The sequence below is a fragment of the Asanoa iriomotensis genome, assembly GCF_016862515.1.
Classification (GTDB): domain Bacteria; phylum Actinomycetota; class Actinomycetes; order Mycobacteriales; family Micromonosporaceae; genus Asanoa; species Asanoa iriomotensis.
In genome coordinates, this window is record NZ_BONC01000008.1 from 68014 (window position 1) to 80879 (window position 12866).

At 70.9% G+C, this 12866-nt stretch carries 14 protein-coding genes; 3 read left to right on the top strand and 11 right to left on the bottom strand.

Annotation, left to right across the window (positions count from 1 at the left end):
• Window positions 1-288: 288 nt before the first annotated feature.
• Window positions 289-1158 (top strand): LysR family transcriptional regulator, encoded by an 870-nt coding sequence (locus Air01nite_RS08295; protein ID WP_239090575.1) that lies wholly within the window; start codon window positions 289-291, stop codon window positions 1156-1158.
• Window positions 1158-1622, top strand: a complete 465-nt coding sequence (locus Air01nite_RS08300; RefSeq protein WP_203701373.1) for a cupin domain-containing protein — start codon at window positions 1158-1160, stop codon at window positions 1620-1622. Before Air01nite_RS08295 ends, Air01nite_RS08300 begins: the two co-directional genes overlap by 1 nt.
• Here Air01nite_RS08300 and sigJ read toward each other — a convergent pair.
• From sigJ to Air01nite_RS08315, 3 genes are all read right to left on the bottom strand, one after another.
• The gene (gene sigJ, locus Air01nite_RS08305) at window positions 1597-2472 is read right to left on the bottom strand and encodes an RNA polymerase sigma factor SigJ (protein ID WP_239090576.1); all 876 of its coding nucleotides are present in this window, start codon (window positions 2470-2472) and stop codon (window positions 1597-1599) included. The two genes, Air01nite_RS08300 and sigJ, sit on opposite strands and share 26 nt — an antisense overlap.
• Before the next feature lies 1 nt (window position 2473).
• Window positions 2474-3397, bottom strand: coding sequence for an NAD-dependent epimerase/dehydratase family protein (locus Air01nite_RS08310; protein WP_203701374.1), 924 nt, complete (start codon window positions 3395-3397; stop codon window positions 2474-2476).
• A 116-nt stretch (window positions 3398-3513) separates the two neighbouring features.
• Complete coding sequence (locus Air01nite_RS08315; RefSeq protein WP_239090577.1) at window positions 3514-4077, bottom strand: DJ-1/PfpI family protein; 564 nt, start codon at window positions 4075-4077, stop codon at window positions 3514-3516.
• A gap of 110 nt (window positions 4078-4187) precedes the next feature.
• On the opposite strand from Air01nite_RS08315, the gene Air01nite_RS08320 reads away from it, so the two are divergent.
• Entirely contained in the window at window positions 4188-4421 is a 234-nt protein-coding gene (locus Air01nite_RS08320; RefSeq protein ID WP_203701375.1) for a hypothetical protein, read from the top strand.
• On the opposite strand, the gene Air01nite_RS08325 is transcribed toward Air01nite_RS08320, so the two are convergent.
• The 8 genes from Air01nite_RS08325 to Air01nite_RS08360 form a co-directional block, all read right to left on the bottom strand.
• The gene (locus Air01nite_RS08325; RefSeq protein ID WP_275408187.1) at window positions 4418-5701 is read right to left on the bottom strand and encodes an Nramp family divalent metal transporter; all 1284 of its coding nucleotides are present in this window, start codon (window positions 5699-5701) and stop codon (window positions 4418-4420) included. The genes Air01nite_RS08320 and Air01nite_RS08325 overlap by 4 nt on opposite strands.
• Window positions 5702-5732: 31 nt before the next feature.
• A complete protein-coding gene (gene groL, locus Air01nite_RS08330) occupies window positions 5733-7424 on the bottom strand; it encodes a chaperonin GroEL (protein WP_203701376.1) in 1692 nt (563 codons plus the stop codon).
• 12 nt (window positions 7425-7436) lie between these two features.
• Window positions 7437-8462, bottom strand: a complete 1026-nt coding sequence (locus tag Air01nite_RS08335; protein ID WP_203701377.1) for an NAD(P)-dependent alcohol dehydrogenase — start codon at window positions 8460-8462, stop codon at window positions 7437-7439.
• Window positions 8459-9151 carry an iron-sulfur cluster assembly protein gene (locus Air01nite_RS08340; protein ID WP_203701378.1) on the bottom strand — a complete coding sequence of 231 codons (693 nt, stop codon included), beginning with the start codon at window positions 9149-9151 and terminating at the stop codon, window positions 8459-8461. Before Air01nite_RS08340 ends, Air01nite_RS08335 begins: the two co-directional genes overlap by 4 nt.
• A gap of 73 nt (window positions 9152-9224) precedes the next feature.
• The gene (locus tag Air01nite_RS08345; RefSeq protein WP_203701379.1) at window positions 9225-10274 is read right to left on the bottom strand and encodes an amidohydrolase family protein; all 1050 of its coding nucleotides are present in this window, start codon (window positions 10272-10274) and stop codon (window positions 9225-9227) included.
• 5 nt (window positions 10275-10279) lie between these two features.
• Window positions 10280-10654 carry a propane 2-monooxygenase effector subunit MimD gene (gene mimD, locus Air01nite_RS08350; protein ID WP_203701380.1) on the bottom strand — a complete coding sequence of 125 codons (375 nt, stop codon included), beginning with the start codon at window positions 10652-10654 and terminating at the stop codon, window positions 10280-10282.
• Window positions 10651-11820, bottom strand: a complete 1170-nt coding sequence (locus Air01nite_RS08355) for a ferritin family protein (RefSeq protein WP_203701381.1) — start codon at window positions 11818-11820, stop codon at window positions 10651-10653. The genes mimD and Air01nite_RS08355 overlap by 4 nt, the downstream gene beginning before the upstream one ends.
• The gene (locus Air01nite_RS08360) at window positions 11820-12863 is read right to left on the bottom strand and encodes an FAD-binding oxidoreductase (protein WP_203701382.1); all 1044 of its coding nucleotides are present in this window, start codon (window positions 12861-12863) and stop codon (window positions 11820-11822) included. Before Air01nite_RS08360 ends, Air01nite_RS08355 begins: the two co-directional genes overlap by 1 nt.
• Window positions 12864-12866: the final 3 nt, after the last annotated feature.

Below are 12866 nucleotides of genomic sequence, written 5' to 3' on the forward strand. Positions count from 1 at the left end.
CGACGCGGCGGAACCGCGGCAGGGCGCGCGGGTACGCCGTCGGGGTCGCGACGGAAGCGAGCTGGATGCGGGGCGGGCGGCGGAGCTAGCGGCGGTGCCAGCTCCGGGTCAGCAACAGAGGGCCGCCGCGCTTCGACCGTAGTCGAGCCAGCGGCGACTGGTCAGCAGCACTGCGGGTCGCCGGCTCATGCAGCTGAGTATGGGTTGACGCGACGAGCGGTGTCCAACGACGGATTGTGATGTGGATCCATTACCCCTGCTAATCGAATTCCTAGTAAACTGGTAGGCATGCGCGGGAACCTCGGCATCATTCCGCTACGCAGCTTCGTGGCCGTCGCGGACCGCGGCGGCTTCCAGCGTGCGGCGGCGTCGCTGCACCTCACCCAGGGCGCCGTGAGCCAACACGTGCGCCGCCTCGAGGAGACGCTCGGCCGCGCGCTGGTCGAGCGGCACGGCCGCGGCTCCCGCTTCACCCCCGAGGGCGAGGCGCTGCTCGGCCACGCCCGGCGGATCCTGCGCGCGCACGACGAGGCGTTGCGGGCCCTGGGCGTGGAGGCCGATCCGACGCTGGTCATCGGGTCGACGGAGCACGCCGCCGACCAACTGCTGCCGGACCTCGCGTCCGAGCTGACCGGCACGTTCGCCGACTACCGGATCCGCTTCCGGATCGACCGCGGCGCCCAACTGCGGTCCCGGCTGGCCGAGGGCTCGCTCGACCTGGCGCTGCTGATCGGCCCGGCCGACGAACCCGAGGCACAGGCGGTCGGCCAGCTCACCCTCACCTGGTACGCCGCACCGGGCTGGCGCCGGCCCGCCCGCGACCAGCCCGTCCCGATCGCGGCCTTCGACGCGCCCTGCGCGCTGCGCACCCGCGCGCTGGAAACGCTCGCGGCCGGCGGCGTCGCGGCCGAGGTCGGCGCCGAGGCACCACACCTGGCCGGCGTGCAGGCGGCCGTCCGGGCCGGCCTCGGCATCGCCCTGATGGCTACGCTGGGACAGTGCCCCGAAGGGCTGGTCGCCCGCGACGACCTGCCGGCCGCGCGACCACTGGTGCTGTCGCTGTCGCGCCGGCGGGGCCTGCCCGCCCGGCTCGCGGACACCACCGCCGCCTCCGTGACCCGCCTGCTCGCCGCCACACCGCTGTTGGGAGCCGCCTGATGTCCGTCGTCCGTACGCCCAGCGGCGTGTTGGTGCCCGCCGGCATCGACCCGTTCCACCGCCGCCTCCACCGCGTCGCACCGGCCGGCCTGGTCGACCAGACGTCGCAAACCACCGGGATGCGCCGGCGGGAGGCGATCAGCGGCAAGACCGTCGGGGCCGCGCACCTGTGGATGGGCCAGACCCACGTGCCGGCGTTGACGAACTCCGGCAACCACCACCACGGCGACTCGGAGACCGCCATCTTCGTCCTGTCGGGCACGCCGGTGTTCGTGTTCCTCGACCTGGAGGGCGACGAGCCGGTGGAGACCCGTGTCGAAACCGGGCCCGGCGACTACGTCTTCGTGCCGCCGCACGTGCCGCACCGCGAGGAGAACCCGGACCCGGACACGGAGGCCGTGGTGGTGATCGCCCGCACGACCCAGGAGGCGATCGTCGTCAACCTCGACGGTCTCCAGTGGTGAAGCGGGTGAGCTTGTCGGGGTTGAGGACGCCGTAGATGGCGTGGATGCGGTCCGCGCGGATGTCGAACGCGACCAGTTGGCGCTGGCCGCCGATCACCGACCAGATGGCGGCGCCGCCGTTGGCCTCGACCAGGGTCGCCTGCTCCATCGGGTAGCGGGACAGCAGACCGGCCACGAAGGCCAGCACGTCGGGTCGGCCGGTGACCGGGCGCAGCGCGGCGCGGACCTTGCCGCCGCCGTCGTTGTAGGCGACCACGTCCTCGCTCAGCAGGTCGGTCAGCGCGGCCAGGTCGCCGCTGCGGGCGGCCGCCAGGAAGCGGCCGAGCAGCGCGCGGTGTGCGGTCGCCGACGGCGCGAACCGGGCGTCCCGGCCGTCGGCCAGGCGCCGCGCCGCACGGCGGTGCTGCTGCCGGCAGGTGCCGGGCGGACTGCCGAGGATCCGGGCGATCTCGTCGTACGGCAGGTCGAACGCCTCGCGGAGCACGAAGACCGCCCGCTCCGGCGGCGAGAGCCGTTCCATCAGGTGCAGGGTCGCGTACGACAGGGTGTCACGCAGTTCCGCCGAGTCGGCCGGGCCGAAGGCGTCCGCGGCGACCGGCTCGGGCAGCCACGGCCCCGGATAGGCCTCCCTGGTCACCCGCGCCGAACGCAGCTGGTCGAGGGCGAGGCGGGACACGACCGTCACCAGGAAGGCGCGGGGTTCGCGGACCTCCGACCGGTCCGCGCGCGTCCAGCGCAGGTACGCGTCCTGCACCACGTCCTCGGCGTCCCACATGCTGCCGAGCAGCCGGTAGGCGAGCCCGAGCAGCCGTGGCCGCAGCTGCTCGAACTCGGCCTCCAGGTCGTCCACCTCAGGCCGCCTGCTCCGCGGTGCCGCCGAAACCGTCGGTCCACGAGGCGTACCGGGGTCGCCAGTTCAGTTGCAGCCGGGCCCGGGCGTTGCCGGCGCCGCGCAGCTCGTTCATGAAGGCGACTCCCCACCCGCCGACGGCCAGCCGGGCCAACGCGGCCGGTGCCGGCTTCGGCGCCGGGGCGCCCAGCGTCCGCGCGTATGTGGGCAGCCATTTCCGCAGCTCAGCGGGGTTGTCGTCGACCACGTTGAGCACGCCGCCGACCGTATCATGATCAAGTGCGGCGACCACCGCGCTCGCCGCGTCACCGGTGTGGGTGAACGAGAACACCGCATGGCCGCCACCCACCAGCGGCACCTTTCCCGCGCGGACCTGGCGGGCGAACGACCCGTCCGCGGCGTACGCCGTCCCGGGGCCGTAGAGGTGCCCGAACCGCAGCACCAACCCACCCGCCGCGGTCGTCAGCCGCTCCAACTCCACGAGGGCCGCGAGCACAGGGGCGAACTGCCTCGGCGTCCCGTCCATCCACAGTGGGTCGTCCTCGTTGGCCGGTCCGGGCGCCGGCTGGTACGCGTACGCCAGTCCCTGGCTGATGATCCGCGCACCGCCCGCGGCCTCGACGAGGTTGCGCGTGCCCTCGACGCGCAGCCGGTTGGTCAGGGCGAAGTCTTTGGCCAGCCGCCGCGGGTTCGGCGCGGCCGGGATCGCGGTCAGCATGTTCACCACCGCGTCCGGCGCGGCGGCCCGCAGCACGCGGCGCACCGCGACGGGGTCCAGCGCGTCCGCCTCGACCACCTGGACTCCGGTGCCCGCCGCCGCCCCGGCGGACCTGGCGAGCGCCACCACCTCGTGCCCCACCGCGCTCAGCAGCGGCACCAGCCGGCTCCCGATCACGCCGGTTGCTCCCGCGACCAATACCCGCATCGTTCCTCCTCGTGCCGTCCGACCGTGCCGGTCGGACCCTGCTCGATACGGGAACTGGACGGGCGGGCCGCGGCCCGCGTTACAGGACGGCCGTGTGACCGCCGCCACGGTCGGGATCAGGCCGGCGCGGCCACCCGGAGGACCTTGAGGAACTCGCGCATCCAGGCCGGGTGGTCCGGCCACGCCCGGCCCGAGACGAGAGAGCCGTCGATGTGGGCCTCGCTGTCCACCCAGGTGCCGCCCGCGGCTCGGACGTCCGGCGCGCAGGCCGGGTAGGCGCTCGTCGAACGGCCGCTCAGCACGCCGGCGGCGGCCAGCACCAGCGGGCCGTGGCACAGCGCCGCGATCGGCTTGCCGGCCTCGGCGAAGTGCCGCACGAGGCGCAGGCAGTCCTCGTCGGTGCGGATGTATTCCGGTGCCCGGCCGCCGGGGACCACCAGGGCCGCGTAACCCGCCGGGTCGACGTCCGCGAACGCCGCGTCGGCCGGCCACGAGTGACCCGGCTTCTCCGTGTACGTGTCGAAACCCTCGACGAAGTCGTGGACCACGAACTGGAGCTTCTTCGCCGTCGGCGCGGCCAACGTGACCTCGTAGCCCTCCTCCAGCAGGCGCTGGTAGGGGTACATCACCTCGAGATCCTCGGCCGCGTCTCCGGTAATGATCAGGATCTTCGTCATCATGCACCTCCACACGAATCAAAAGTCGACTTCCCATCCTGGTCATCGACAAACCCGCCGGTGTGTCTCACGATGAGACAGATGGTGCCGCTGACAGGCGGTGGGATGCGGATATGCAGCCGACGACGTTCGCGCAGGTGGCCGAGACGGTGGCCGGGTTCGGGGCGCTCGGTCTCCTCACCGGTGCCCTCAACCTGTTTGCCCTCCGGGTCGTCCGCATCGACGAGGTCCCCGGCTGCGTCCAGGCCCGGATCCGCTGGTGGAGCGCGCACAACCCGGCGTTCCTGGTCACCAGCGCGGGCGTCACCCTCGCTGGGCTGGTCATGATGGTGATGGCGGCGCTCTAGCCGAAGAACGTGTCGTACAGCAGGAACACGTTCAGGGCGATGATCAGGCCCGCGATCGTACCCGCGGCGATGTTGGTCAGGCGGCCGTTGACGAAGGTGCCCATGATGTCCCGGCGCCGGGTCAGCAGCAGCAACGGCACCAGCGCGAACGGGATGCCGAACGAGAGCACGACCTGCGAGATCACCAGGCTGTCCGTCGCCGGCAGGCCCAGCCCGAGGACGACCAGGGCGGGCGCCATCGTCACCGCGCGGCGCAGGAACAGCGGGATCTGCCGGCGGATGAAACCCTGCATCACGACCTGACCGGCGTACGTGCCGACGCTCGACGACGACAGCCCGGACGCCAGCAGCGCCACCGCGAACGCCAGCGCGGCACCACCGCCCACCATGGACCCGAGGCCGGCGTGGGCCGCCTCGATCGAGTCGATGTCGGAGCGCCCGCCGCCGTTGAACAGCTGCGCGGCGATCACCAGCATCGACAGGTTGATCAGGCCGGCCGCGCCGAGGCCCACCACCACGTCCAGGCGCTGGAAGCGCAGCAGTTCCCGGCGCTCGGCATCGTCGCGGCAGGCGACCCGGGACTTGGTCAGCGCCGAGTGCAGGTAGACCACGTGCGGCATGACGGTCGCGCCGATGATGCCGCAGACCAGCAGCAGGCTCTCGCCGCCGGCGAGGTGTGGCACCAGGCCCGAGGCGAAGCCGGACGGGGAGGCGCCGACGACCAGCAGGTCGTACAGGAAGCCGAGGAAGACGATCCCGAGCAGCGCGATGATCGCGAGCTCGAAGCGGCGGTAGCCGCGCTGCTCCAGGGCCAGGATGGCGAACGCGACGATCGCCGTGATGATGCCGGCCGCGAACAGCGGCACGCCGAACAGCAGATAGAGACCGACGGCGGCGCCGACGAACTCGGCCAGGTCGGTGGCCATGGCGATGATCTCGGCCTGCACCCACAGGCCGCGGGACACCGGCTTGGGCAGGTGCTCGCGGCACAGCTCCGGCAGGTCGCGGCCGGTGGCCACGCCGGCCTTCGCGGAGAGGTACTGCACGAGCATCGCCATCAGGTTCGCGACGACGATGACCCAGACGAGCGTGTAGCCGAACTTGGCACCGGCGGTGAAGTTCGTCGCGAAGTTCCCCGGGTCGATGTACGCGACGGCCGCCACGAACGCCGGCCCGAACAGCGCCACCGCTCCGCGCATCCGCCCCCGCGACCGCAGTTGGCGCAGCGCGGACTCGGTGTCGGCCGCAGAGGCGACCGGGGCGACGGCGGGCACTGCCACGCCGTCGCCCTTGACCGGTCCCACGGCTGCGCTACCCGACCGACGGGCCGAGGCCGAGCGACTGCGGTGTGCTCGAGTCGGGCGAGGGCTGCTTGAGGCCCTCGTCCAATGGACCGAACTCGGTCATCAGCGCCGCGCTGCCGCCCCACGGCGTCTGCTCCTCGGCGACCAGCGTGTTGGTGGTCAGCAGCAGCCCGGCGACCGAGGCGCCGTTCTGCAGCGCCGACCGGGCCACCCGCAGCGGGTCGACGATGCCCATCTCGATCATGTCGCCGAACCTGCCTTCGAGCGCGTCGAAGCCCTCGCCCGGACCGAGCTTCGTGATGCGGTCGACGACCTCCTGGCCGGAGTAGCCGGCGTTGGCGGCGATCAGGAACGCCGGCTCGGTCAACGCCCGGCGCACGATCTCGACGCCGGTCGCCTTGTCGTCCTTGACGTCGAGGCCGTCGAGCGCGTCCTCGGCGTGCAGCAGGGCGGCGCCGCCGCCGGGGACGATCCCCTCGGCCATCGCGGCGCGGGTCGCGGACAGCGCGTCCTCGACCCGGTGCTGGAGCTCCTTGAGCTCGGCGTTGGTCGGCGCGCCGACCTTGATCACGGCGACCTTGCCGGACAGCGCGCCGATCCGCTCGGTCAGCACGTCCTCGTCGGCGCCGAAGGTGGCCCGCTCCAGCTCGGCTCGCAGCTGGGTCACCCGGAAGTCGACCGACTCGGCGTCGCCGCCGCCGTCGATGATCGCCGTGCGCTCGGCGTTGACCCGCACCTGGGACGCCCGGCCGAGCTGGTCGATCGTCATCGTCTCCAGCGTGAAGCCGGAGTGCCGGCTGTAGACCGCGCCGCCGGTGATCGCGGCGATGTCCTCTAGCTTGTGCAGCCGCCGGTCGCCGAACCCGGGCGCCCGCACCGCCACGCACTGGAAGACCCCGTTGACGTGGTTGTGCGCCAGCATCGACAGTGCCGTGCCCTCGACATTCTCCGCGACGATGACCAGCGGGCGTGGGGCCCGCATGATCTTGTCGAGGATCGGCATCAGCTGCTGGACCTTGGTGATCTTTTCACTGCAAAGCAGGATATAGGGGTCGTTGACGATCGCTTCGAGGCTCGCCGGGTTCGTGACCATGTAGGGCGACAGGTAGCCGTTGTCGAACTCGAAGCCCTCGACGAACTCCACCGACATGCCGTGCCGCGGCGACTCCTCCACGGTGACGATGCCGGCGTCGCCGACGGTGTGCAGCGCGGCAGCGATGACCGAGCCGACCGCGTCGTCGTCGTTGGCCGAGATGGCCGCGACCCGCGACAGCTCCTCCTGTGTGGACACCGGCCGGCTCACCGCCCGCAGGCGCTCGACGAGCTTCTCCACGGCCAGATCCACACCCCGCTTCACGAGTACGGGGTTCGCCCCGCCGTCGATCGCCCGCATTCCCTCGTGGACGATCGCCTGCGCGAGCACGGTCGCCGTCGTCGTGCCGTCACCCACGATGTCGTTGGTCTTGATCGCGGCTTCCTTGACGAGCTGCGCACCCATGTTCTCGAACTGGTCCTTGAGGTGGATCTCCCGTGCGATGGTCACGCCGTCGTTGGTGACGACCGGGGAACCGGTGATCTTCTCCAGGATGACGTTGCGCCCCTTCGGGCCCAGCGTCGACTTGACCGCCTCCGCCAGCTTGTCGACGCCGCTGAGGAGGAGGGAACGCGCGTCCGCGCCGAAGCGCAGTTCCTTGGCCATCGCTACTGCTCCTTAAGGGACGAGAATGGCGCGGCCGCGGACCCGGCCGGCGTCGAGGTCCTGGATCGCGTCGACCGCGGCGTCCAGTGGATAGGTGCGGGTGTGCAGGGTGACCCGGCCGGCCTGGGCGAGCACCATCAGCTCGGCGAGGTCGTTGTAGGTGCCCACGATGTTGCCGACGATGTTGCGTTCGGTGGAGATGATGTCCAGGGTCGGTATCTGCACCGTGCCGCCGTACCCGATGACGAAGTAGGAACCCGCCGGCGCGGTCATCGCGAAGCCGTCCTGCTCGGCGCCCTGCTCGGCGACGAAGTCGAACACGACGTCGGCGCCGCGGCCACCGGTGAGGTCCTGCACCGCCTGCACCTGCGCGCCGTTGGCGACCACGGTCTCGTTCGCGCCGATCTGCTCGGCGAGCTTGAGCGCGTCGGGGTTGCGGTCGACCACGATGACCTTCGTGGCGGTCAGCGCCGCCAGGCACTGGATGCCGATGTGCCCGAGCCCGCCGGCGCCGATCACGACGGCCGTGGTGCCCGGGTAGAGCAACGGCACGGCCTTGCGAACGGCGTGATATGCGGTGATGCCGGCGTCGGCCAGTGCCGCGACGTCCTGCGGCCGCGTGGCCGGGTCGAGCTTCACGCACGCCCGCTCCGAGGTCAGCAGGAACTCGGCCATCCCGCCGTCGCCGGACAGGCCGGGGAACGAGCTGTTGGCGCAGTGCATGTCGTTGCCCGCCCGGCAGGCCTGGCACAGCCCGCAGGTCGGCGTCGGGTGCAGGATCACCGTGTCGCCGACCGCGACGCTCGACACCGCCGAGCCGACGTCCTGCACCCAGCCGGCGTTCTCGTGCCCGAGCGTGTAGGGCAGCGGCGGCGCCATCGCCTGCGCCCACTGCCCTTCGACGATGTGCAGGTCGGTCCGGCACACGCCGGCGCCGCCGACCCGGACGAGCACGTCGAACGGGCCCTTCACGGTCGGTTCGGGCACGTCCTCGACCACGGGCAGCTGGTGGTACGCGTGCAGCCGGACGGCTTTCATGACTCCTCCACTCCGTAGCGGTGCCGCAGCATGCCGCGGCAGATGCCGGTGTTCGCGTCGAGGCTGGTGCGGGTCAGCCGGGCCCGCCGCAGGTGCAGCGGGACCGCCTCGTCGCCGATGGCCGCCCCTGACGCCGGGTCGACGAGCAGGGGGCTGTCGTCGTCCGCGGGCAGGCCCAGCTCCGTGCGGCGCCGGCGCAGGCGGTCGAGGGCCGGCGACGGCGGCACCTCGCCCACCGTCAGCGCCGACAGCGCGGCCGGCGCGAACCCCGCATCGACAAGTGGCCGGCACACCAGGTCGGTGCCGGCCAGCACGGCTTTGCGGAGGAAGCTGACCCGCAGCCCGTCGAGCTCCTCGACCGCCTCCCCCGCGAAGGAGGCGACGAAGCCCGCCCGCGCGGCCACCCCCTCGTTGATCGCGTCGGCGGCGAAGTGGTCGTCGAGCACCACCTCCGTCCGGCGGACGCCGGCCACCGTGGACACCGCGTCGTACGCGTCGGCCACCATGAGGTACGCGAAGTTCGGCGCGCAGAAATAGGTCGGCAGGCGCAGGTGCACGGTCGCGTCGCCGGCCGCCGACAGCGACGCCGACGCGACGAAGCCGAGCGTCGTGATCGGCTCGTCGAGCTCGGGGTCGCGCACCCCCTCGAGCGCGTCGAGGAGGGTGCGCGACCCGACCGCTGCTGTCATGACGGGTCCCCACTCCGTGGTGACCCGCCCTGCCCGGGCGGTCTGAGCTGATGATGCCCTCGCCAAGGCTCGGTCATGGCGACTCGACCAGCGTGGCGTCCTCCCGGGCCGCCGGGGTGCCCTCGCCGGCGTCGAGGCGGAACTCCGCCGGCACGTCGATGCCGTAGAGCTTCGCCGCGTTGAGCCCGAGGATCTTCTTCTTGGTGGCGGTGGTGACCCGCGGGTAGTCCGAGAACTCGTCGCTCGGGTAGTCCCAGTCGACGAACCCCTCGACCTGCCACTTGGGTTCCCAGATGCCGTAGTCGCTGCCGAAGGTCATCTTGTCCTCGCCGACCCAGAACAGCAGCTCGCCCATCACCTTCGCGAAGAACTTCGGCCTGGCGTGCATGAGGCCGCCGATGACGACCGACAGGCCCGCGTACACGTTGGGCTCCTGGGTCGCCATGAAGCAGAAGTCCTCGATCCGCGGCAGGCCGACGTGCTCGACGATGAAGTTGAGCTCCGGGAAGTCCGTCGCGGCGTGGTCGATGTCGGACACGTCGAACGCGTCCTTGTCGAGCGGCCAGATCGTCGGTCCCTTGTGGACGTGGATGTTGACGATCCCAAGCTCCTGGCAGGCCTCGAGGTATTTGTAGGCCTCGGGGTCGCTGAGCTTCCAGCCGCGCGAGCCCTCACGCCACTCGGCCGTGTAGAGCTTGACGCCCTTGGAACCGAAGCGATCGACGTTCTCGGCGAGCTTCTTGAGCCCTTCCTCGCCCTCGCGCGGGTCCCAGCGGGTGTTGGGGATGAACTTGCCAGGGTGCTTGGCGCCCAGGGCGGCGTTGCGCTCGGTGGTGTTGAAGCCGTCCTTGTACCACTCGGTCAGGTACGTCGGCTGGAACACCGCGACGTCCACGTAGCCCTCGTCGAAGACGTCCTTCATGAGGTCGTCTTCCGTGTACGACATGAACTTCTCGATCGGCCAGTGCGTCTCTGCCGGCGCGAGGCCCTGATACGCGTGGAAGCACTCGATCCAGCCCTTGGCGTAGTGCTCGGCACCCGGCACCCAGGTCTCCGGACCCGCCTGCCAGTAGTGCATGTGGCTGTCGACGATGAAGTACTTCTCCCCGTCCTTCTCGTACAAGGCGGCTACCTCGATCCGGCGGTGAGGTCGAAGCCGATGTAGTCGGCGGCGTCCTCGGGGTTGGCGAACATGATGGTGCGGTCGTCCTCGTGGATCATGCGGCCGTAGTGGGTCGACATGCTCTCCTCGAACTCGGCCGCGTCGAAGAAGCCGGGCTCCTCGCCGAGCGCCTCGGAGATCTCGTCGTAGACGACGTCCATCCGGTTGAGCGCGTCGACGCGGATCATCGACGGCAGCGGGGTCACGCGTACGTTCGGCTTGGTCTTCATGACCTCGGCCACCACGACGCCGACCTGGTTGTTCATCAGCGTGAAGCCGCACATGTTGGAGGCCGTGTTGTCGGACTTGAACGGGCTCTCCGAGAGCTTGAACTGCGTCACTGTGCCAGCTCCTTCGGTGTCTCGAGGCCGAGGTCGGTCACGATGCCGGCGAAGCGGCTCTTGGCGCTGTCCAGCGCGTCCTCGAAGCGCGGCGGCTTCGCGTCGGGCTGCGACCACAGTGGCTGGAGCGCCCGGGCGGCGGCGATCGAGGCCGGCACCCAGTCGGCGAGCCACGAGTGCAGGATCCGCTTGTTGTGGTCCGCGAACTCGCGGTCGGCGGTCAGCAGCTCGAACATCGCCTTCGTGTAGCGCAGGTCGCGCTCGGAGAAGTCGTACTCCTCGGCGCCGACGATCGTCGGGGTGACGAAGTCGCCGTTGCGGGGCGCGGCGTGCTGCACGAGGTGGCTGCGGAACAGCTCACCCACGAGCGGTTCGAACACCACGTTCGCCGCGAATACCGCCTCGCACCAGTCGTCGACCGCGGTCAGGCGCTCGGCCGTCTCGCGTACACCCTGCCAGGCCGGGTCGCTGTTCCACGCGTCGAGGTGCGCCGACCCGTCGAAGCCGTCGATCTCCTCGCTGAGGGTCAGCCCGTAGAGCGCCAGGTCCTGCGCGGCCCGGATGCGGTGCATGCTGTTCACCGAGATCGCGTTGTTGTGCATGTTGGTGGGCGCCCGCCGGTTGGCGTTGGCGAACAGGTAGAGGCCCAGGCCGTGGTCGACGTGCATCCACGCGCCGACGTGCCGCTCGACGAACCGCACCCAGTTGGGGTTCCACTGCCCGAACGCCTTCGAGCGGCGGGCGGCCTCGACGTTCTGGCCGACCTGGCGCACGACGTTGGCGTTGTAGCGGTAGAGGGACAGCTCCCATTCCTCGTTGGGGTCGCGGAACTCGTGCCAGCCGTGCGCCGGCCACTCGTAGCCCTTGCCGCCGGAACCCGGACCACGGACGGGCTCGGGCCGGTCGGAGCCCCACGCCTTCAGCACGGTCCAGTCGAGCGGGTAGCCGCCGCGGCCGTCGGAGAACCCGTACAGCCAGCCCTGCGCGAGGTAGTGCCGCGGGTCGGGCTGGACCTCGACGGTCACGTCCTCGTAGTGGGTCTGCTTGCGCTTCTGCGGGACGTAGTAGTTGAACCGGCGCGCGGTCGAGTCCGGGAACTCCTTCGCGCCGGCCTCGGCGTCGGTGAAGACGGGCTTGGGAACGCTACGTTCCGTCGCGGTCGTCATCAGACCTCCCCACCTGTCGTCGTGAACTTGTCGAAGTAGATGTGCTTGTCGGGCACGCCGAGCAGGCCGAGCAGCGGCATGGCCGCCTCGACCATCGGGGGCGGCCCGCAGAGGTACGCGTGCGCGCGGCTCAGGTTCTGTTCGTGCCGCTTGACCACGTCGGTGATCAGGCCGACCTCGCCCTCCCAACCCTCGTCGTCCGAGGGCTCCGACAACGCCGGCACGAAGCGGAAGTTGGGCAGCTTGTCCTCGAGCGCCTTGAGCTCGTCGACGAAGCAGAGGTCGCGGCGGCGCCGGGCGCCGTAGTAGAACACCGCCCGGCGGTCGATGCCGCGCTCGGCCATGGAGCGCAGCAGGGCCAGGATCGGCGCCAGCCCGGCGCCGCCGCCGACGAAGACGATGTCCTCGTCGTGCCCCTCGCGGAGCGTGAAGACCCCGAAGGGTCCGGTCAGGTCCAGCCGGTCCCCGACCGCCAGCCGGCCGTCGAGGAACGACGAGAACAGTCCGTCCGGGTAGACCTTGATGACGAACTCCAGCCGCCCGCCCTCACGGCTGGAGGTGTTCGCCATCGAGAACGAGCGCGTGGCGTCGGTGCCGGGCACCGCGATGTCCACGTACTGGCCGGGGAAGAACGTCAGGTCCGCCGGCTCGATCAGCCGCAGGACGAGGTGCCGGAGGTCGTGCGTCACCGGGTCGATCGACACGACCTCCGCCACGGCGTTCTGGATGGGCAGCCCGGACCGGATCATCTCCTCGTCGAAGTTGAGGAGCTCGATCGTCACGTCCTCGTAGACGTGCGCCCGGCAGAGGAGCGTGAAGCCCTCCTCCTTCTCGTAGTCGGGCAGGGCGAAGGTGGAGTACCGGTCGAGCTCGATGTCGTCGCCGTCGAGCACGAACGACTTGCAGGCCGCGCACTGGCCCTCCTTGCAGCCGTGCATGAGCATCAGCCCCTGCTCGGACGCGGAGCGCAGCACGGTCTGCTCCTCGTCGACCTCGATCTCGATGCCGACGGGCTCGAACCGGACCCGGTGCTTCTCGCCCATGAT